This window comes from Tamlana sp. 2_MG-2023, assembly GCF_030548465.1.
Lineage (GTDB): Bacteria > Bacteroidota > Bacteroidia > Flavobacteriales > Flavobacteriaceae > Pseudotamlana.
In genome coordinates, this window is record NZ_JAUOSF010000013.1 from 33,794 (window position 1) to 55,993 (window position 22,200).

Annotated in this window: 15 protein-coding genes and 2 tRNA genes; 11 read left to right on the top strand and 6 right to left on the bottom strand. The window is 33.7% G+C overall.

Features of this window, described 5'->3' with window-relative positions; all coding sequences use genetic code 11:
• Window positions 1-157: 157 nt before the first annotated feature.
• Both Q4566_RS15245 and Q4566_RS15250 read left to right on the top strand, forming a co-directional pair.
• Window positions 158-979: a M48 family metallopeptidase gene (locus Q4566_RS15245; RefSeq protein WP_303423088.1), complete on the top strand. Its 822-nt coding sequence runs from the start codon at window positions 158-160 to the stop codon at window positions 977-979.
• Window positions 980-1,049: 70 nt separating this feature from the next.
• Window positions 1,050-2,366: an MFS transporter gene (locus Q4566_RS15250; RefSeq protein WP_303423091.1), complete on the top strand. Its 1,317-nt coding sequence runs from the start codon at window positions 1,050-1,052 to the stop codon at window positions 2,364-2,366.
• A 189-nt stretch (window positions 2,367-2,555) separates the two neighbouring features.
• On the opposite strand, the gene metE is transcribed toward Q4566_RS15250, so the two are convergent.
• Window positions 2,556-4,859 carry a 5-methyltetrahydropteroyltriglutamate--homocysteine S-methyltransferase gene (metE, locus tag Q4566_RS15255; protein ID WP_303423095.1) on the bottom strand — a complete coding sequence of 768 codons (2,304 nt, stop codon included), beginning with the start codon at window positions 4,857-4,859 and terminating at the stop codon, window positions 2,556-2,558.
• Window positions 4,860-5,020: 161 nt separating this feature from the next.
• Here metE and Q4566_RS15260 point away from each other — a divergent pair, with 161 nt between their 5' ends.
• Window positions 5,021-5,479, top strand: coding sequence for an Lrp/AsnC family transcriptional regulator (locus Q4566_RS15260; RefSeq protein WP_303423098.1), 459 nt, complete (start codon window positions 5,021-5,023; stop codon window positions 5,477-5,479).
• A 180-nt stretch (window positions 5,480-5,659) separates the two neighbouring features.
• Here the strand turns inward: Q4566_RS15260 and Q4566_RS15265 are convergent, their stop codons facing one another.
• Window positions 5,660-8,212: an ATP-dependent Clp protease ATP-binding subunit gene (locus tag Q4566_RS15265; protein WP_303423101.1), complete on the bottom strand. Its 2,553-nt coding sequence runs from the start codon at window positions 8,210-8,212 to the stop codon at window positions 5,660-5,662.
• 261 nt (window positions 8,213-8,473) lie between these two features.
• Here Q4566_RS15265 and gyrA point away from each other — a divergent pair, with 261 nt between their 5' ends.
• Both gyrA and Q4566_RS15275 read left to right on the top strand, forming a co-directional pair.
• A complete protein-coding gene (gene gyrA / locus Q4566_RS15270; protein ID WP_303423104.1) occupies window positions 8,474-11,017 on the top strand; it encodes a DNA gyrase subunit A in 2,544 nt (847 codons plus the stop codon).
• A 36-nt stretch (window positions 11,018-11,053) separates the two neighbouring features.
• Window positions 11,054-12,307, top strand: a complete 1,254-nt coding sequence (locus Q4566_RS15275) for a tetratricopeptide repeat protein (protein WP_303423107.1) — start codon at window positions 11,054-11,056, stop codon at window positions 12,305-12,307.
• 94 nt (window positions 12,308-12,401) lie between these two features.
• Here the strand turns inward: Q4566_RS15275 and Q4566_RS15280 are convergent, their stop codons facing one another.
• The 3 genes from Q4566_RS15280 to Q4566_RS15290 form a co-directional block, all read right to left on the bottom strand.
• Complete coding sequence (locus Q4566_RS15280; RefSeq protein ID WP_303423109.1) at window positions 12,402-12,845, bottom strand: hypothetical protein; 444 nt, start codon at window positions 12,843-12,845, stop codon at window positions 12,402-12,404.
• Window positions 12,846-12,924: 79 nt separating this feature from the next.
• On the bottom strand, window positions 12,925-13,674 hold the full coding sequence (locus Q4566_RS15285; protein WP_303423111.1) for a C40 family peptidase: 750 nt from the start codon (window positions 13,672-13,674) through the stop codon (window positions 12,925-12,927).
• Window positions 13,675-13,683: 9 nt separating this feature from the next.
• Window positions 13,684-14,862, bottom strand: a complete 1,179-nt coding sequence (locus Q4566_RS15290) for an acetyl-CoA C-acyltransferase (RefSeq protein ID WP_303423115.1) — start codon at window positions 14,860-14,862, stop codon at window positions 13,684-13,686.
• Window positions 14,863-15,070: 208 nt separating this feature from the next.
• Here Q4566_RS15290 and Q4566_RS15295 point away from each other — a divergent pair, with 208 nt between their 5' ends.
• The 6 genes from Q4566_RS15295 (at window position 15,071) to Q4566_RS15320 (ending at window position 21,282) form a co-directional block, all read left to right on the top strand.
• Window positions 15,071-17,125 (top strand): HD family phosphohydrolase, encoded by a 2,055-nt coding sequence (locus Q4566_RS15295; protein WP_303423118.1) that lies wholly within the window; start codon window positions 15,071-15,073, stop codon window positions 17,123-17,125.
• 94 nt (window positions 17,126-17,219) lie between these two features.
• Window positions 17,220-17,303 (top strand) — tRNA-Ser (locus tag Q4566_RS15300).
• Between the two features lie 25 nt (window positions 17,304-17,328).
• Window positions 17,329-17,403, top strand: a tRNA-Pro gene (locus tag Q4566_RS15305).
• Between the two features lie 310 nt (window positions 17,404-17,713).
• Window positions 17,714-18,592 carry a hypothetical protein gene (locus tag Q4566_RS15310; RefSeq protein ID WP_303423121.1) on the top strand — a complete coding sequence of 293 codons (879 nt, stop codon included), beginning with the start codon at window positions 17,714-17,716 and terminating at the stop codon, window positions 18,590-18,592.
• Window positions 18,593-18,627: 35 nt separating this feature from the next.
• On the top strand, window positions 18,628-19,947 hold the full coding sequence (locus Q4566_RS15315) for a hypothetical protein (protein WP_303423123.1): 1,320 nt from the start codon (window positions 18,628-18,630) through the stop codon (window positions 19,945-19,947).
• 124 nt (window positions 19,948-20,071) lie between these two features.
• Window positions 20,072-21,282 (top strand): IS3 family transposase gene (locus Q4566_RS15320; RefSeq protein WP_303423129.1). Its coding sequence is split into 2 segments (ribosomal slippage): window positions 20,072-20,357 and window positions 20,357-21,282, totalling 1,212 coding nucleotides; the frame shifts between segments, so codons are not numbered across the junction.
• 178 nt (window positions 21,283-21,460) lie between these two features.
• On the opposite strand, the gene Q4566_RS15325 is transcribed toward Q4566_RS15320, so the two are convergent.
• Window positions 21,461-22,200 (bottom strand): IS3 family transposase (locus Q4566_RS15325; RefSeq protein ID WP_303423125.1); only part of this gene is annotated, 740 nt, incomplete at its 5' end.

Consider the following 22,200-nt stretch of genomic DNA (forward strand, 5'->3'; position numbering starts at 1 on the left):
AAATATAGTTTTGATTTTCACTTACTTCAGTCGTTAAAAAAAGGAATACATAACACGATTAATTTTTAAACAATTTAAAGCGATAGCGTTAATGTTTTTAAAGAATAAAATATAATTTAGCGCTCAATTATGTTTCAATTAAAAACAATTTTTCAGAATGATAAAACTTAAAAAATTACTCCCTTTATTAATTTTAGCAGTAGTTATTTATTCATGTGCTACAAACCCGTTTACTGGCAAGAAAACGATGGCTTTAGTGCCTAATTCGGATTTATTTCCTACATCTTTCGCGCAATATGATCAGTTTTTATCAGAAAACAAAGTGGTTACAGGAACTGAAGATGCTCAAATGATCTCAAGAGTAGGTGAGCGTATTGCAGCTGCATCAGAACGTTATTTATCAGCAAATGGTTATCATGGTTATTTAAACGATTATAAATGGGAATATCATTTGGTTGATGATCCTACTGAAAATGCATGGTGCATGCCAGGGGGGAAAATAGTTTTTTATACAGGTATTTTGCCTGTGGCAAAAAGCGAAACGGGTGTTGCTGTTATTATGGGGCATGAGGTGGCTCATGCTTTAGCTAATCATGGACAACAACGTATGAGTGCTGGTATGTTGCAACAGTTTGGAGCAGTTGCCGGTAATGTTGTTTTACAGGATGAAAATGATAGAAACTTATTTAATGAATATTATGGTGTAGGAACTCAAGTAGGGGCTATGCTTCCTTTTAGCAGAAGTCATGAAACCGAGGCAGATAAAATTGGATTATACATTATGGCCATAGCTGGTTATGATCCAACTGAAGCGGCGTCACTTTGGGAACGTATGAAAGCAAATAGCGGTGGAGGAGAGCCGTCAGAGTTATTAAGTACACACCCATCTAACGATTCACGTATTTCAAATTTAAGGGAATTAGCGCCACATGCTATTGCTGAGGCCAAGAAATTTGGTGTGACTTCATTTAGAGAATAATTGATTTAACAAGTCAAATTAAAATAATTGTTTACTTTAGGAGCTGCTTAAAATTAAAGCAGCTTTTTTTATGGAAAAACTTAAAAAAGGAAGTAAAAAACTTCTTAACGCTTGGGCCTTTTATGATTGGGCAAATTCGGTATACACCTTAACCATTGCATCTTCATTATTCCCTATTTTCTATTCGTCCTTATTTCTCTCAGAAATTAAAACGGTGTCTGCTTTTGGTTTTGAATTTAAAAACACGGCACTCATAACGTTTGTGACTGCTTTTACTTTTTTAGTGGTTGTTTTCATGTCACCTTTATTATCTGGAATTGCCGATTATGTTGGGAATAAGAAGAATTTTATGAAGTTTTTCTGCTATTTAGGAAGCGTAGGTTGTATCGGTTTGTATTGGTTTAATTTGGAACAAATTCATTTGAGTTTGCTTTTTTATTTTATGGGTTTAATAGGATATTGGGGGAGCTTGGTGTTTTATAATTCTTATTTACCAGATATTGCTTTTAAAGAACAACAAGACCATATAAGCGCCAAGGGATTTTCTCTAGGTTATATAGGAAGTGTCATTTTATTGATACTGAATTTAGCAGCAGTAATGACTCAAGATTCTGGGGAGTCTAAAATGCAAATGATGCGCTATTCTTTCATTTCTGTTGGTATTTGGTGGATGTTGTTTAGTCAGTATTCATTTTCCTATTTGCCTAAAGGCACATCATCAGGCGGAAAAGTAACTCGTTCTATTGTGTTTAACGGATTTCGTGAATTACGTGCCGTTTGGAAAGAGCTCAGTGGTAATCTGAGACTAAAACGTTATTTATACGCTTTTTTTGTATTTAGCATGGCGGTGCAAACCATCATGTTGGTTGCAGTTTATTTTGGCGAACAAGAAATAAGTTGGGGAACGGATGATGAAAAAACATTAGGGCTTATTGTGAGTATTTTGGTGATTCAACTTGTAGCTATCTTGGGTGCCTTTCTAACCTCAAGAGCATCTGCGAAATTTGGGAATATTAAAACTTTAATTTATGTGAATGTGATTTGGGTAGGCATTTGTTTTTACGCCTATTTTATGCATACTCCAACTGAATTTTATATAGCTGCGGGTTTTGTTGGTTTAGTCATGGGAGGTATACAGTCTTTAGCCCGTTCAACCTATTCTAAGTTTTTACCAGAAACCGAAGATTCCACCTCGTATTTTAGCTTCTTTGATGTTGCTGAAAAAATTGGGATTGTTATCGGTATGGTGATTTACGGAAGCATTGATCAAATTACAGGAAGTATGCGAAATTCCATTCTGTTTTTATTTGTGTTCTTTTTAGGTGGTATTATTTTGTTGTTACGTGTACCTAAAGAAAACAACACGAAGGTCGTAGGTCATGAATAAAATTTTAGTATCATAAATTTTTAATCTCGTCATAGCGAACTTGATTCGGGATCTTACTAATTTGTATGGAAATATGATAATAGTTTCTTGTAATAAAAAAAGAGCTTGCCGAAAATTAGTGAAAATTACAAGTGGTTCTGACAAGCTCTAAGGTATTTTAATGTTTTAATTTTCTAGAAAAACACTTAATTAAACGTATTCTAATTCAGATTTTCTAAGTTTTTTTGCTGCTTTTACTAGAACTTCAAGCGCTTTTTTAGTCTCAGGCCAATCTCGTGTTTTTAGTCCGCAATCGGGGTTAACCCATATATGACCATGAGGCAATACATTTTTCGCTTTAGTAAGTAAGTCCTCAATTTCATTTAAAGAAGGCACTCTTGGAGAGTGAATGTCGTAAACACCGGGGCCAATTTCATTTGGGTATTTGAAATTTACAAAAGCATCTAATAACTCCATTTTAGAACGCGAGGTTTCTATGGTAATCACATCGGCATCCATGTCGGCAATATTCGAAATAATATCGTTGAATTCTGAATAACACATGTGTGTATGAATTTGGGTTTCGTCTTTTACACCACTCGCAGAAATTCGGAAGGCCTTTACAGCCCAGTCTAAATAGTTTTGCCATTCTTCTTTCCTTAGCGGAAGTCCTTCGCGAATAGCAGGTTCATCAATTTGAATGATTTTTAAACCATTATTTTCAAGATCAATCACTTCATCTCGTATCGCTAAGGCTATTTGATTGCAAGTGGTAGCTCGGGGTTGGTCGTTTCGAACAAAAGACCATTGTAATATAGTAACCGGGCCAGTTAACATGCCCTTTACAGGAATATCGGTAAGGGATTGGGCGTATTTTGACCAATCAACGGTCATCGATTTTTCACGAGAAACATCACCAAATAAAATAGGTGGTTTGACACAACGACTCCCATAACTTTGTACCCAGCCGTAATTACTGAAGGCAAATCCGTTAAGTTTTTCGCCAAAATATTCAACCATATCATTACGTTCAAATTCGCCATGAACTAATACATCTAAGCCTATTCTTTCTTGAAAACGAATAGAATCTTCAATTTCTTTGGCTATGAACTGGTTGTAGGCTTCTTGTGAGAGTACTCCCTTTTTATGTTGAAGTCGTTGGTTTCTCACTATTTTAGTTTGAGGAAAAGACCCTATAGTTGTGGTAGGGAATAAGGGGAGATTAAGTGATTGCTTTTGCTTGGCTTGTCTCTGGCTAAATTCATTTTTCCGCTGGCTGTCTTCGGGTTTTAAATTTGAAATTCGGGCTTTTACAGCGTTGTTATGAATGAGCTTCGATCGCTTTCTGTTTAAATTCGCCAATTTGTTTTCTTCAAAAAGATATAAATAAGCGCTGTTTTCTTCCGAAGATAGATTTTTTAGAGTTACGATTTCTTCAATTTTCTGTTTTGAAAAGGCTAGCCACTGTTTAATTTCAGATGATAATTGGGTTTCTAAATCTAAATCATAAGGCGTGTGGAGTAGGGAGCAAGAAGCCGTGATCCATAAATTTTCTAACGGAATTTTTTTAGAAGCTTTTTCGATAAATTTTAGTGAATTTTCAAAATCGTTTTTCCAAATATTTCTTCCGTCAATGAGTCCAAGGGCTAATTTCGCTTTAGGGTTAAAATGTTTAGATTCTAAAATATCATCCAGTTGAGACGGACAACGAACTAAATCTAAATGAAGGGTATCAACAGGAAGTTGAAGAACCATGTCTAAGTTATCGCCGTAGCAATCAAAGTAATTGGCTAAGTATATTTTGATGTTTGGAAATTGAGTAGCAATTTGCTCATAAGTTGAAGCAATAGCATCACGTTCCTGAGTACTTAGGTTTAGGGCTAAACAAGGTTCGTCAAACTGAATATATTCAATATTTAAGGCATCCAGCTCGGTCAGGATTTCAAAGTAAACTGGTAATAAACGAGGTAAAAGCTCTAGTCTATGAAAACCAGGTTCTTTTTTCTTTCCAAGCAATAAAAAAGTAATGGGGCCAATTAAAACGGGCTTTGTTTTAATGCCTAGGTTTAAGGCTTCTTTGTATTCTTCAATAATTTTCTTTGAAAAGAATTCGAAGTTTTGGTCTTTTTCAAATTCAGGAACAATATAATGGTAGTTGGTGTCAAACCATTTGGTCATTTCCATGGCCGTGACATCAATGTGGTCTTTTTGTAAACCACGTGCCATGGCGAAATACAGCTCTAAATAGTTGTCTTTGTCTATAGCGTTATAGCGCTTTGGAATACAGCCTAAGGTTAAACAGGTGTCAAGTACTTGATCATAAAATGAAAAGTCGTTTGAAGGAATAGCATCTATACCTAATGTTTGTTGTTGTAACCAATTCTGTTTTTTAATTTCAGAAGCCGTATTTACTAAAGATGCTTCATCTATATTGTTTGCCCAGAAAGCTTCACAGGCTTTTTTGAGCTCGCGTTTACTTCCTATTCTTGGGTGACCTAAAATGGTGGTTTTCATAATTTATTGTAGTTTTTATTACTGTTCAAAATTATATTTAAAGAATATATTATAATAATTAGTGTTTATATTTAGATATAATAGCTATTTTAGATTAAAATTTAAGACTAATATTCTTTAGTTTTTGAATTTGAATAGGTTTAATAGAAAATATTTCTACAATGATATTAGATGAAATTGATTTACGGATATTAAGATTGCTTCAAGCAAAATCTGATTTAACCACTAAAGATTTATCTGCTAAAGTTAATTTGTCGACAACTCCGGTCTTTGAACGTGTTAAGAAGCTGGAAAAGGGAGGGTACATCAAAAATTATATTGCCGTTTTAGATGCTGAAAAGTTAAATAAAGGTTTGATGGTGTTTTGTAATATCACTTTAAAAGAACATACCAGAGCGATTGGTAATCAGTTTGTAACCGATATTTTAAAACTGAAGGAGGTCGTGGAGTGTTATAATATTTCTGGTGACTACGATTTCTTCCTGAAGATATTAGTGAGCGACATGAAAGAATATCAGAATTTTGTTTTAGATCACTTAGGAAGCATAAAGAATATAGGAAGTGCACACAGTACTTTTGTTATGGGGGAAATCAAGAATTCGCATGCTGTGCCTATTTGAATATATTGTTTATGATAGTGCTTGTGTTGCTTACTCCTGACGGCACTCGTTTCAAACGAGCGCTAGCCTTGGGGTTCAAGCAGAGTCAAGTGAGGAAGTTAAGTAAGTTGTGATCATAAAAAAGCCCGAAACAGAATTTCGAGCTTTTTGTGTATTTGTAATTTATGTGAATTAAATAATCTAAGATTCAGTTGGTTTTTCAGCCTTATCAATAGATATTTTTAATTCATCTGTGGTTTCATCTAAATCGATTTTAATTTTATCACCTTCCTGTAAATGTGAGGTAACAATCTCTTCAGCTAAAGCATCTTCAACATATTTTTGAATGGCTCTTTTTAGTGGTCGTGCACCGTACTGCTTATCAAAGCCTTTTTCTGCAATATAATCTTTAGCAGTTTCCGTAAGGGTTAAGTGGTATCCAAGACCTTCAATTCTAAATAATAATTTTTCTAATTCAATATCGATAATTTTGTTAATGTCTTCCTTCTCTAATGGGTTGAAAACAATAACATCATCAATTCTGTTTAAAAACTCTGGTGCAAACGACTTTTTAAGTGCATTTTCAATAACACTTCTTGCATTGGCGTCTTCTTGAGCTTTTTGAGATGATGTTCCAAAACCAATCCCTGTACCGAAATCTTTTAGTTTACGAGCACCAATATTAGAAGTCATTATAATAATAGTGTTTCTAAAGTCAATTTTCCGACCTAAACTATCGGTTAAATACCCATCATCAAGCACTTGAAGCAGCATGTTAAATACATCTGGGTGTGCTTTTTCAATTTCATCTAAAAGAATCACCGCATAGGGCTTGCGTCTTACTTTTTCAGTTAGCTGTCCGCCTTCTTCATATCCTACGTATCCTGGAGGTGCCCCAATTAAACGTGATATGGCGAATTTCTCCATGTATTCACTCATGTCAATTCTCACTAAAGAATCTTCGCTGTCAAATAATTCGCGTGATAAGATTTTTGCTAATTGCGTTTTTCCAACACCTGTCTGACCTAAAAAGATAAACGAACCAATTGGTTTATTAGGGTCTTTTAGACCAGCACGGTTACGTTGAATGGCTTTTACAACTTTAGCAACAGCCTCGTCTTGACCGATAACTTTACCTTTAATTTGTTCTGGCAGCTCTGCGAGCTTGTTAATTTCTTTTTGAGCAATTCTATTTACAGGCACACCGGTCATCATAGAAACAACATCAGCAACGTTGTCTTCCGTAACAATTTCTCTGTGCTGTTTCGTGTCTTCTTCCCACTTTTCCTGAGCGATAGCTAATTCTTTTTCTATGCGTTTTTCATCATCTCTAAGTTTAGCTGCCTCTTCATATTTTTGTTTTCTAACAACAGCGTTTTTTGTTTCCTTAATACCTTCTAGTTGTTTTTCAAGCTCAATAATTTGTTTAGGCACATCAATATTTGTGATGTGAACACGGGACCCCGCTTCATCTAAAGCATCAATCGCTTTGTCTGGAAGAAATCTTTCAGACATATATCTGTTTGTTAATTTCACACAAGCTTCAATGGCTTCCGGTGTATAATCAACATTATGATGTTCTTCGTATTTACCTTTAATATTGTTTAAAATTTCAATGGTTTCATCAACCGTGGTTGGTTCTACAATCACTTTTTGAAAACGACGCTCTAAAGCACCATCTTTTTCAATATACTGTCTATACTCATCTAAGGTTGTGGCACCAATACATTGAATTTCGCCACGTGCTAAAGCAGGTTTGAACATGTTAGAAGCGTCTAAGCTTCCAGTAGCGCCACCGGCACCAACAATGGTGTGAATTTCATCAATAAATAGAATGACATCATCGTTTTTCTCAAGCTCGTTCATAACGGCTTTCATACGCTCTTCAAACTGTCCGCGATACTTCGTTCCTGCAACTAAACTGGCTAAATCTAAAGTAACTACACGTTTGTTGAATAGAATTCTAGAGACTTTACGTTTTATGATTCTAAGGGCTAAACCTTCAGCAATGGCAGATTTACCAACACCAGGTTCTCCAATAAGGAGTGGGTTGTTTTTCTTTCTTCTACTTAAAACCTGAGAAACGCGTTGTATTTCTTTTTCTCTTCCTACAACAGGGTCAAGCTTTCCTTCTTCCGCAAGAGCGGTTAAATCACGTCCAAAATTATCTAAAACAGGGGTTTTAGACTTCTTATTCGTTTTGCTTCCTGTAGGTGTGTTAAAAATATTATCTTTTGCAGAATCGTCTTCAGTATGTGCATCATCATCTTGAAATTCGGCTTTTGGGTCTATATAATCGTCGTTGTCGTTTGTAATCATAAGTTTAAATTGTTCTTTAACATTGTCGTAGTCAACTTTCAGCTTATTTAAAAGCTTAGTAGTGGGGTCATTCTCATTCCTTAAAATACAAAGTAGTAAGTGCGCTGTATTTATTGAGGTACTTTGAAATAACTTCGCTTCTAAAAATGTTGTTTTTAAAGCGCGTTCTGCTTGCCTTGTTAGGTGTAAGTTCTTTTTTTGATTTGAAGCTACGACTATGTTTTGGTTTGCAGGACTTAGTATTTCAACCTTTCTTCTTAAATGGTTTAAATCAATGTCTAAAGCATTTAATATGTTAATCGCTTTTCCGTTTCCGTCTCGTAGAAGTCCAAGCATTAAATGTTCTGTACCAATAAAATCATGGCCTAAACGCAGGGCTTCTTCTTTGCTGTAAGCAATCACATCTTTTACTCTTGGGGAAAAATTATCATCCATAAATCTCTGTCCTTTCTGCATTAAAAATAATAAAACATTTTACCAAAGACAAAAACTGTACCTTTTTTTGTCTGTAAATTGCTAATTGACGAAAAAAACTTCATAATATCAAAATTTTACTCGTCATAACTTATTAATAATATAGTCGTTATAATTGTTAATAAATTACATGAAAAAATACGCTCGATTGTCCTGCCATGACTCATGAAAGTCTTATATTAGCATGTTTTGAAAAAGACATAAAATTAAATAAGAATATTTATGGCAGAAGGAGAGAAATTGATCCCTATTAATATTGAGGATGAGATGAAGTCGGCCTACATTGATTATTCAATGTCAGTCATTGTGTCTCGTGCTTTACCAGATGTAAGAGATGGGTTAAAACCGGTTCATAGACGTGTACTTTATGGTATGCATGAACTGGGTGTTAGAGCAAATTCAGCACATAAGAAGTCCGCAAGAATAGTTGGAGAAGTTTTAGGTAAGTATCACCCGCATGGTGATACATCGGTTTACGATGCTATGGTGCGTATGGCTCAGGAATGGAGTTTACGTTATATGTTAGTAGACGGACAAGGAAACTTTGGTTCAATTGATGGTGATAGTCCTGCAGCAATGCGTTATACGGAAGCCCGTATGCGTAAGATATCGGAAGACATGTTGGCAGATATTGACAAAGAAACTGTAGATCATAAGCTCAACTTTGATGATACGCTTCAGGAACCAACAGTTTTACCAACTAGAATTCCGGGACTTTTAGTTAATGGTGCCTCAGGTATCGCAGTAGGTATGGCAACAAATATGCCACCTCATAACTTAACGGAGGTTGTAAACGGAACCATCGCTTATATTGAAAATAATGACATTGAAATAGATGAGCTTATTACTCATATTAAAGCTCCAGATTTTCCAACAGGAGGAACTATTTATGGGTATGATGGTGTAAAGGAAGCTTTTCATACAGGTCGCGGACGTATTGTTATGCGTGCAAAAACCAATATTGAAGAGGTTAATGGTCGTGAATGTATTATTGTAAATGAGATTCCGTACCAAGTGAACAAAGCAGATATGATTAAAAAAACTGCTGACTTGGTAAACGATAAAAAACTTGAAGGTATTGCTTCTATTAGAGACGAATCTGATAGAAACGGAATGCGTATCGTATATGTTTTAAAGCGTGACGCAATTCCAAACATTGTATTAAATACTTTGTTTAAGTATACAGCGTTACAATCCTCATTTAGTGTTAATAACATTGCACTTGTAGGAGGGCGTCCGCAGTTGTTAAACCTTAAAGAATTAATTCATTATTTCGTTGAGCATAGACATGAAGTTGTCGTGAGACGTACGACTTACGAATTACGCAAAGCGGAAGAAAGAGCACACATTTTAGAAGGATTAATTATCGCTTCTGATCATATTGATGAAGTTATTAAGATTATTAGAGCCTCTTCAAATGCTGATGAAGCCCGCGCGAATTTAATTGAGCGTTTCAAACTTTCTGAAATTCAAGCTAAAGCGATTGTTGAAATGCGTCTTCGTCAATTAACTGGCTTAGAACAGGACAAATTGCGTGCAGAGTATGAAGAAATCATGAAAACCATAACAGATCTTAAAGATATTTTAGCTAGCAAAGAGCGTAGAATGAATATCATTAAAGATGAATTAGAGGTTGTAAGAGATAAATACGGTGATGAGCGTCGTTCAACTATTGAATACGCAGGCGGCGATTTAAGTATTGAAGATATGATTCCAGATGAGCAGGTTGTTATTACTATTTCTCATGCCGGTTACATAAAACGTACTTCACTTACAGAATACAAAACTCAAAATAGAGGTGGCGTAGGGCAAAAAGCTTCAACCACTCGTAATGAGGACTTTTTAGAGCATTTATTTGTGGGTACTAACCACCAATACATGTTATTTTTCACTTTAAAAGGTAAGTGTTTCTGGATGCGTGTTTACGAAATTCCAGAAGGAAGTAAAACATCTAAGGGTAGAGCGATTCAGAATCTTATAAACATTGAGCAAGACGACAAAGTTATGGCGTTTATTTGTACTCAAGATTTAAAGAATGAAGAATATATCAACAGTCATTATGTGATAATGGCTACTAAAAATGGTCAGGTTAAGAAAACCGCATTAGAGCAATATTCTCGTCCGAGAACCAATGGAATCAACGCGATTACAATTAAAGATAATGATGAGTTATTAGAAGCTAAATTAACGACTGGAAACAGTCAAGTGATGTTGGCCCTAAAATCAGGTAAAGCCATTCGTTTCGAGGAAGCTAAAACACGTCCAATGGGTCGTGGTGCATCTGGAGTTCGTGGTATTACATTAGCTCATGACAAAGATGAAGTTATTGGCATGGTTACTATTGAGAATTCTCAAGAAGAATCTGTTTTGGTAGTTTCTGAAAATGGTTACGGTAAACGTACTTATATTGATGATCCAGAAGATGGTGAGCCAGTATACAGAGTTACTAATAGAGGAGGTAAAGGTGTAAAAACGATTTCTATAACAGAAAAAACAGGGAGCTTAGTAGCTATCAAAAGTGTTACAGATAATGATGATTTAATGATTATCAATAAGTCTGGAATCGCAATTAGAATGGTTATTGCAAACTTAAGAGTTATGGGAAGAGCCACTCAAGGTGTTAAGTTGATAAACTTAAAAGGTAACGATTCGATTGCTGCTGTTGCGAAAGTGATGCATGACGAAGATGAAGTAGAGTTAATAGAAGGGGAAGAAACTCCTGAAAACACTGACACTAATGACGGTGGCACAACTCTTGATGATTAATTAAAATCAAAATTATAAAATTAAATATATTATAAAATGAAGAAAGAAGTTATTGTAGCTTTAGTTATTTCAATTAGTGCATTTTCATTTGCACAAAAAAAGGAATTGAAAACAGCCGAAAAAGCTATTAAATCAAGCAATTTTTCAGAAGCTAAAACCGCACTTAGTCAAGCAGAGGCGTTAAAAGACGAAATGGATGGTAAGCTTAAAGCTAAATATTACTACCTAAATGCCGAAGCGCTTTACGCCAATGGTAAGGGATCAATGAAGGATATTGATGCAGCTATTGAAAGTTTGTCTAAAGTAGAAGGTGATTATATTCAGGAGTCTGAAGATTTGAAACAGAAAATGGTAACTAGTTTAGTTACAACAGGTAATAAGGCCTACGAGGGTAAGGATTTTTCAAAAGCTTCAAATTATTTTGAAAAAACTTATAGATTAAGTACAAAGGATACTGTTTATTTATATTATGCAGCTACTATGTCTGTAAGTGTACCTGAGTATGATAGAGCTTTAACTTTATATGAAGAACTTAAGACATTAGGATATACAGGTGTAGCTAAAGAATACTATGCGACTAATGTAGAAACTGGGAAAGAAGAGGTTTTAGATAAAAACACTAGAGATTTATATGTGAAATCAAAAACGCATATTAAGCCAGGTGAACGTATGACAGAGTCTAAAAAACCAGAAATTGTAAAAAATATTGCACTTATTTATGTGAGTCAAGGGAAAGATGAAAAAGCCCTTGCTGCAATGAAAGATGCTAGAGCTGAAAGTCCTAACGATGTTAATTTAATTTTATCTGAGGCTAATGTGCACTATAAAATGGGAAATACTGCAGAGTTTAAGTCCCTTTTAAAGGAAGCGATTGCAATGGATCCTAAAAACCCTGAATTGCAATATAACTTAGGTGTAATTGCTGCTGAGAGTAATCAAGCTGATGAAGCTAAAATGTACTACAAGAAAGCATTGGAGTTAGATCCTAATTATGTGAATGCATATATTAATTTAGCAGCGTTAATATTAGCCGAAGAAAAACCACTAATTGAAGAAATGAATGGTTTAGGGACTTCTAAGAAAGATAATGATCGTTATGATGAATTAAGAGAGAAGCGTCAAGAGTTGTATAAAGAAGCAGTTCCTTATTTGTCAAAAGCATTAGAAATAGATGAAACGAACATCAATGCTGCAAAAACCTTAATGAATATCTATAGTATTCTTGGAGAAACTGAGAAGTCTAAGGCTATGAAAGAGAAGGTAGAAGCGCTTGAAGCTGCAGGAAATTAATTATGATTTTCTTAAAAACACAAAAAAAGGACACTTTGAAAAGTGTCCTTTTTTTGTGTTTTTAATATGAGATGTTAATCTAAATGTGGTTTACTTATCTAAGACCATAAACAGTAACATCTGCTTTTCCATTTAATATGCCTTTGGTATCGTACCAAAACTCAATACTTCTTAACTTACGCTTACCTCCTCTTAAATCAATAATACGACTTTCTCCATTTTTAGGGATTGAAAAACGTGTTTCTATTTTTTCAGGTGCACCACCACCATCATATGTCACAACCATTCGTTGTATGTTTAACGGTGAATCCCTTACTTTAAATTTAAGTTTTCGATAATAATCATAAGGGCCTGGAACATTTATTTTATCATGATCGGCAGCATGATTTGCGTGAGTGGTTCCAAGGTTCACCCATTTACCCACACTTTGATTGTGGTTAGTGGTATGTACTCTTGTTCTGTATTGCGCGGTCGCAAATTGAAAGCAAAAGAGCATTGCTATTAGTGTCGTAAATAAATAAAGGGATTTTTTTCTCATGATGGTCTCATTTTTAATTAATTAACGTTCATTAAATATAAGAAATATTTAATGAAAGAGGTTAGTAAATGAGTCCTGTTTAGATGATCTTCTTTATAACACGTAATTTATGGGTATGCTCGTTTTTATCAACGTTATAAATTCCAGAATGGTCGAGTCTATCAATACGCACCTTACCATGAGCGTGAATAATATAATTATCTTCCATGATGATACCTACATGAATAATAGAACCTTCACTATTATCAAAAAAGGCCAAATCCCCAGGTTCACTTTCTTCAATAAAGCTTAACGCTTCACCTTGAGTAGCCTGTTGAGACGCATCACGTAATAATTTATAACCATTGAGTTTATACACCATTTGGGTAAAACCAGAACAATCAATTCCAAAGGGTGTTTTTCCGCCCCACAGATAAGGAGAATTCAAATATAGAAATGCTGTTTGAATGATGTTAGACTTTTCTATTTGGTTTTGAATAGAACTCCCTTCATAAATATGATTTAAAAGTGAAAGGCCATTTAATGTTGAACCAATAGAAATAGGGAATATTTGCTGATTTTTATCTTCAATAAATTCAACTAAATCTGTAGAAAGTTTGATTTTTTCAGAACTTATGGTTTTATAGTTTTCTTCGGAAATTTCTATGTATTGCTTATTATCTATCCAGCCTTCATAGTTATCAAAAGCCAATCTGATCTTACTCCATTTTTTACGTTGTTCTATGATTTTAAAAATTTCACCATAAAGTACCTGTGAAACCAATTCACTGGGATCTGTAGGTTCATTTCGTAGCGGAACAATGCTTAAGTGACAAATACCGTATTGCATTAAATACTTTTAATTTCGTTCTATTACAATTGCAGATGCGCCACCACCACCATTACAAATAGCGGCTGCACCAATTTTTGCATTATTCTGTTCTAATATATTAAGTAATGTAATGATAATTCTAACTCCAGAACAACCAAGTGGATGCCCTAAAGAAACCGCTCCGCCATTTACATTTACGTTTTTATCGGTTAGACCTAATAATTTCATGTTCGCTAAACCTACTACAGAAAAGGCTTCATTAAACTCAAAGAAATCTACATCATCTAAGGTTATTCCAGCTTTATTTAAAGCTTTTGGAAGTGCCTTTGCAGGAGCTGTTGTAAACCATTCAGGTTCTTGTGCAGCATCAGCATAGCTTTTGATAGTCGCTAGAGGTTTTAGGCCTAATTCATCTGCTTTTGCTCTACTCATTAAAACGATGGCTCCAGCACCATCATTTATAGTTGAAGCGTTAGCTGCAGTTACCGTTCCTTCTCTTGTAAAAGCCGGACGTAATTGCGGAATCTTATCTATCTTAACATTAGTAAACTCTTCGTCTTTAGATACCATTATAGGTTCGCCGCGACGTTGAGGCACTTCTACAGGTATAACTTCATTCTTAAATTTACCGCTTTCCCAAGCTTTGTGAGAGCGTTTATAAGATTGTATAGCGTATGCGTCTTGGGCTTCTCTACTAAAATCATATTTGGATGCACAGGCATCTGCGCAAACTCCCATGGCATTCTGGTCAAAGGCATCAACCAATCCATCTTTTTGCATCCCATCAATAAGCGTTGAAGGGCCAAATTTAGTTCCAGTACGGGTGTATAAATAGTGCGGAATTAAACTCATGTTTTCCATACCACCAGCAACAACAATCTTCGTGTCACCAAGTGCTATTGATTGTGCAGCCTGCATAACAGCTTTCATTCCAGAAGCACAAACTTTGTTTACTGTTGTGCAAGGTACCGTGTTAGGGATGCCTGCATAAATTGCCGCTTGTCTTGCTGGTGCTTGCCCAGTTCCAGCTTGAATAACATTTCCCATTAAAACTTCGTCAACTAATTCAGGCTTTAAATTAATTTTGTTCAAAGCTCCTGTGATAGCAATAGCTCCTAATTTAGGTGCTGAAATGGTAGATAAACTCCCCATAAAACTTCCAATTGGTGTTCTTGCGGCAGAAACTATAACGACTTCTTGTTCCATGGATGAAATTATTAATTTAGGTACTTGCGAAAATAGCAATTTTTTAGCAGAATTTTGAATGATTCAGTTATTATAAAAAACGATAAAAGCTTATAAATTTATTACATTTGATTCCTATAAGCCACATTCAGATTTGAAATTTGATGTTTAACGAAATGATTATATGGATACTACAGGTTCATATAAAATTAGGAATGCATAGCACTATATGAAAGACTTTATAAATAAATTATACCGAAATCATTCCCTTATTTATAAAGGACTATTATTCATTTTTACTACTTTTTTAATCGTGTATTTATTTCCTAAAAGTGGAAAATTTAAATACAATTTTGAAAAAGGAAAACCTTGGCAATCAGAGAATTTATATGCTCCTTTTGATTTTGCGATAAGAAAAACAGAGGCTGAAATTTCTGAAGAAAAAAAGATAATCAAGGAACATTCTATATTGTATTTTGATCTTAATGATTCCATTGAAAAAAGTGTGATAGACACTTATCTTACTGAATTTGAAGTTAGATTGGTTGATTCATTAAACAGGTTTGAAGCTAAAAAATTATTGCAAGCGGGTGAAACCATTATTTCTGAACTTTATGAGTATGGGGTATTAGATGAAAATTATGATTATGCTGAAGGTCAGGCTATTGCTATTTTGGATGGTAGAGAGAAAATTCAAGATGGTTTTTATTCTAACTTGGTTGGTCAAAATGACATTACTCCAATTATAAATAAAGTATTAAACAAAAACGATTTATCTGAGTTTAAAACAGAGTTTGTAGCATTGTTTTTTGATATTGTTCATCCTAATCTTAAGTTTAATAAAGTATTTACCGATAAGGCGCTTCAAGGTGATTTAGAGAAAATTGCCTACATAAGAGGAAGTGTAGTAAAAGGAACCCTTATCGTTTCTAAAGGAGAGGTTGTAGAAGGAGGGAAATATCAAATTTTAAAGTCTTTACAATCTGAATACGAATCTCAAGTTTGGAATGAAGCCAATTACAATTGGGTTTTATTTGCCTATACATTATTAGTAGCCTTAGCATTATTGATGTTACTGTTGTTTTTAAGGAAATATAGAATGGAAGTTTTTGAGAATAATACTAAAGTAACTTTCATCTTCTTTAATATTTCATTAATCATTTTTATAACAACATTAGTTGCTAATTATAATTCCAAGTACATTTATATTGTTCCGATTTGCATCTTACCTTTGATTTTTAAAGCTTTTTTCGATGCACGATTAGGTTTGTTTTCACATGTGCTTACAGTACTTCTAATTGGTTTTATTGTGCCGAATAGTTATGAGTATATGTTTCTTCAAATTATAGCAGGTATTGTTACCATTTTAACAGTTTCCGAATTGTATAAACGTGCCAATTTATTTATTTCAGTAGGACAAATTACCTTAATTTATATTATTGCCTATTTTGCATTTTTTGTGATTCATGAAGGTAGTGTTGACGATTTAAAGTGGGAAACTTTTATTTGGTTTATTTTATGTGGGTTGGCAACGCTTTTTGTTCAGCCTTTGATTTATGCTTATGAAAAACTATTCGGACTCGTCTCAGATGTGTCGCTTTTAGAGTTGTCGGATACAAATTCAAAACTACTCAAGGAACTTGCGAATCAAGCTCCAGGAACTTTTCATCATTCTTTAAATGTGGCGAACTTAGCAGAATCTTCAGCAAATGAAATTGGAGCTAATGCGATGTTGGTTAGGGTAGGGGCTTTATATCATGATATAGGAAAAATGAAGCAGCCTACGTATTATACCGAGAATCAGTCTACAGGAATCAATCCACATGATGAATTATCATCAAAAGAAAGTGCAAGAATTATTACCGATCATGTTATTAATGGAGTAGAAATAGCTCGAAAAAATAATCTTCCTGATCGTGTTATCGATTTTATTAGAACACATCACGGAACCAGTGTTGTTTATTATTTCTATATGCAAGAAAAAAATGCATTTCCAGATATGAATATCGATAAGCTAGACTTTAGTTATCCTGGCCCTAAACCATTTAGTAAAGAAACGGCTATTTTAATGATGTGCGATAGTATCGAAGCAGCTTCTAAAAGTTTAAAAGAGCCAACATCCACAAAAATAGAAGCTTTTGTAGAAAATATTATAAATAAGCAAATAGAGGAAGGTCAATTTCTTAATGCAAACATAACTTTTAAAGAAATAGAATCCATTAAAAAGGTGCTAAAACACAAGCTTGCAAATATTTACCATTTACGTATAGAGTATCCGGAATAATTTTTTCAAAAAAGGGTGTAAAAAAGTTGTGAGATACGCTTCTTTAATATATTTTTGCAACCGCAAATTATTGCAAGTTCTTATTAAAATTTTAGGAGAGGTGCCAGAGTGGTAATGGAGCAGATTGCTAATCTGTCAACGCGTAAGTGTTGCCCGGGTTCGAGTCCCGGTCTCTCCGCAATATTTTTTAGATAACCTATTATCGGGGTGTAGCGTAGCCCGGTTATCGCGCCGCGTTTGGGACGCGGAGGTCGCAGGTTCGAATCCTGCCACCCCGACAAAAAAAACCTCATAGATCTTCTGATTTATGAGGTTTTTTGTTTTTTATTTCTACAAGTAATAGGTTATAATTTATTAAGTGTTTTAAAGTAGTAGCCTTACATCAAGATTGGTTAGTTAATTTTTAAAGTTGCTTTTCAATTACTAATTAAATGTTAGATTGTTTTTTCATCTATTCAATGTAAGTGAATTCATATTATGAGCAATTAAAACTAATAAAACAGGAGTTAAACGATTTTTTTTGAAGTTATAATAGGTTCGTCTTTACATTTGAATATCCCCTCATTTATCGAACTTAATTTATTAATTATGAAGACTTCATTATTATTATCAGTCCTTGTATTCCTCTCAGTTTGTAGTTTATATTCTCAAGAAAAAGATTATAAATTTAACCGACTTAATACAAGAAAACAAACATTAAAAGGGCAATCTACATCTGATATCTATGCTGTCTCTTATGTAAAAACAGAGGAGGTAATAAACCCAGAATACACCAAATTGATTAGTGAATTAAACAATGTATTAGCCGATAGTATTTCTATAAACACAAAATACAAGAAGGCTTTTATTAAATTCACTGATATGTCTACAATTAAAAGTAAGGTCGTAGCATTTAATAGTTCAGCCGAACCTTTTGGTAATAAAGTGATACTTTTAAAAGAAGCCCAAATTCTTGCCTCAAAGCATAATATCAAAGAGCTTTTGTATTCAGACAATGATATCAATAAGGAAATGAAAGCTGGATTTTTACTTCTAAGGTTAAATATAAATGATTTGGAAGCCCATTTAAATAGAGTTTTAGAGAGACTGGATAATAATATTAAAACCCCAGAAGAACCAGTATATACTTCTACTGTTGCTTTAAGAAGGAAAATATCTAACACTAAAAAATTAAATAATGATAATGACGCCAAAAAGACAAAAGGTTACATTTTACAGAATAGCATAGTACCTCCTGAAGACATTACAGGTGATTTTAGGTTTGTAAATAAATATTTTGTTTTGAAAATGCCAACTAATGGCCTCATAAAAAATCAATTAATAACGAAAAAAATGGTTTATAGGTTCGGCATAGCACGAAAAAAGTTATTCTCCAGTAATGAGAAAATGTTAATTCAAAATAAGAGAACTGAAGATATGTATTTGGTTGATAATAGTTTTTTAGATAACTTTTCTGTTAAAGGTTAAAAAGTTCTATTAGGTTTAATTAAAATAATTTTGGCATGAAAAATTTTATTTCAATAATATATTTGCTAATAGTCGTTTCTGGGAGTCTTAGCGCTCAAGAGGAAAGAGGTATAACGGGTGCAAATAACTGGCTAAATAACTGGACAGAATTTATGCCAAGTAGAGTTAATTACGGAGAGAAAGTTCAGATATTAACGGGTAACATTAGCGAAGATACAATACTGTATAAAAAACACACTTATTTGTTGTTAGGTAACGTATTTGTTATAAATAACGCCATTCTTAGTATTGAACCAGGAACTGTGATTATGGGAGATTTTAAAACTAAAGCGACACTTACCATAACATTAGGAGCTGCTATAATAGCAGAAGGGACTTCATCCGATCCTATTGTTTTTACTTCAAATAATACAAGGAAAAAAGCTGGAGATTGGGGTGGTGTTATAATACTTGGAGATGGCTATACTAATAAATTAGGAAAAAGTTCTGTAACTTCTTTATACGCTAATATTAAACCCTCAAACTATAAATACACAAATTTTGGTGGAGAAAATGTGAAAAAAAACTCTGGATTTATATCTTATGTAAGAATTGAATTTGCAGGAGGGGCATCTAACAATTCAGGTTTTTCCAATGGGTTGTTATTAGCTGGGGTAGGTGCTAAAACAACAATAAATAATGTAATGGTTAGCTATTCAGCTGGCAATTCCTTTGGTGTTATTGGAGGAGAAATTAATATGAACCAAATGGTTTCGAACAAATCTAAAGGAAATGATTATGACTTTAAATATGGTGCAGTATGTAATATAAACAACTCATTGGCTGTTCGTTCACCTTATATCTCATCAATTGGATCTAAATGTATGGCGGTTTCGTCTTATACAAATACTAATGAATTGGATGTTACGAAAAAAGGAACAGTGGTAGTAGCCAAAAACATGACGCTTTTAACAGATTCTGAAGACTTAGATTATGATATTAAGGCGGGTTTGATAAAGGAATCTATTTTCATTGGTAAGGATACTTATTTTAGTTTAGAAAGTAGTGTTGTTTCCGGTTTTAATAACGCCGTAGTAATTGACGAAAACATCAAAATTAATGCGACTAATCTATCTAAAATAAAGCTAAGAAACATATGTTTTAACAATTGTAGTGGGAATATTTTTTCGAATTTAAATAAAGGCAATACTGATTTGGAAATCAGGTATAAAAAGCCCATTTTTTTCAATGATTATTCTAAAATTAATCATTCAGAACTTTTTATAGATTTAAGTTCAAATAAAAAAGTAGACTATAGGTTGAGGACCCATAATATGATAGCAATGAACAATGTTTCCGAACCAGCAAAAAATTAATATTTATAGGTTTTTGATAAATAACCAAAACTAAAATCACGTAATTTATTTCATCTTCCTGTACTTCGTCTTTTACAAGTGGATTGTGGAATTACTACATTAGACTAGACGCTAAGTTGAGAGAATTTGTTTTCTAGTTATTAATTTAGCAATTGTGAGAAGTAAACCGAAACATTACACATTAGAGTTTAAGCAAAAAGCAGTCGAATTAAGTTATGCCAAAGACAATGTAAAGCAAGTCTGTGAAGACTTAGGTATATTTCCATCTGTGCTTTATCGTTGGCGTAAAGAGTTAAAAGATTACGGTAAAAATAGTTTTCCTGGTCGGGGTAAGCCTAAAATGACTGATGAAGAGAAAGAGATAGATCGTTTAAAAAAGGCTTTAAAAGAAGCAGAATTAGAGCGTGATATCTTAAAAAAGGCAGTTGGCATCTTCTCCGTGAGCGACAAGAAAAATACAGGTTTATAAAACAACACCTATTAAAATTTCCTATTGAGGCGATGTGCAAAGTATTAAAGGTAAGCAAAAGCGGTTATTATCATTGGTTACGATCAGGACCAAGTAAGTTGTGGATAGAAAACCAAAAGATAAACTCGCTTGTTAGAAGCATATTTGAGAAGAGTTTTCAAAGCTATGGTTCTCCAAGGATAAAATCAGAATTGGAAGCATTAGGCTATAAGGTGTCTAAACCCAGAGTAGCCCGTATCATGAGAGCTAATTATTTGTTTGCTAAACGAAAACGTAAATTTAAAACAACCACAGATAGTAACCATAATTATCCAATAGCTCCTAATTTACTTAACCGATGCTTTGATGTTAATCGAGAAAAACAAGTTTGGGTAAGTGACATCACTTATATTCAAACCAAACAAGGTTGGCTGTATCTTACGGTTATTATCGATTTACCTAATAGAAAAGTGGTTGGGTGGTCTTTAAGTAAAGATCTTACTACAGATAACACTATTGTAAGAGCTTGGAGCATGGCTATTAAAAACACAACCTTGCAAGAACCTCTAATTTTTCATTCTGATAGAGGTGTACAATATGCAAGCCAAAGGTTTACCTCTATTATTAAAAGTTATGAAGGGTTAGTCATGCAATCTATGAGTCGCAAAGGAAACTGTTGGGATAACGCTGTAGCAGAATCCTTTTTTAAATCATTAAAAGTAGAATGGGTATATAGACACAATTATAAACTAAGTTCTGAAGCCGAATTATCTATCTTTGAATGGATAGAAACATGGTACAATAATAAACGAAGGCATTCCTTATTAGGAAACAGAAGCATTAGAGAATTTGAAATAGATACGTATAATCATGAACTAGCAGCATAGTCATTCAACTAATTGTCCAGTTTTTTGTTGCAAGTCCAAGGATTGTTTTCTATTTCAGAAATTGAAATAATACTATTACTCACTCCCATTTTTTTAACTTTCAATATTTAAAACCTCGGTTTTCCACACAGTTTGGTAATGTCTCGTCCTGAAATATGGCTACAGGTTAAAATTGAAATTAAGCTGTTAATTTATATACCATTTCAGGTGTTTTAAAGTCTAAAGATAAATGTAATCTAACTTGGTTGTATAAATTAATAGCATTTTTTGTAGCGCTTTTAGCATGAGCTATAGTGCTGAATGTTTGATCTAAATAAAATTCATCTTTGAGTATCCCGTTAACTCTTTCAGCCATTGCATTTTCATAACAATGATTTTCTTCAGTCATGCTAATATCTATCATATTTCTTTTTAATGTTTGTGTGTATACATTGCTACAATATTGTATGCCTCTGTCTGAATGATGAATAAGTCCATCAGTGTTTTTTGCTTGATATAAGGCTTTTTTAAGCGCTCTTACGCATCCGTTTAATTCCAGGCTGTCACTAAGGTCATAACCAACAATTTTTCTAGAATACATATCTGTAATTAGTGCTAAATAACAGAAGCCTTTTATGGTTCTAATGTAAGTTATGTCGCTTACCCATACTTGGTTAGGTCTATTTACTTCTAGATCTTTTATAATGTTTTTGTATTTATAAAATCGATGTAAAGAGTTGGTTGTTCTGGAACTATATTTCTTTCTAAGTGTTAGCATATTGTGCTTTCTAAGGACGTTAAACAATGTGTCTCTGCCTACTTTAAGATTAGCTTTGGTAAACTCATCATATAAAGATTTTTCAAGTTTACGCACACCTTCTCTAGGTAGGGATTTGCGCCTTTTCTTTACTATTTTAATGATTTGTTGCTCTGTTTTTA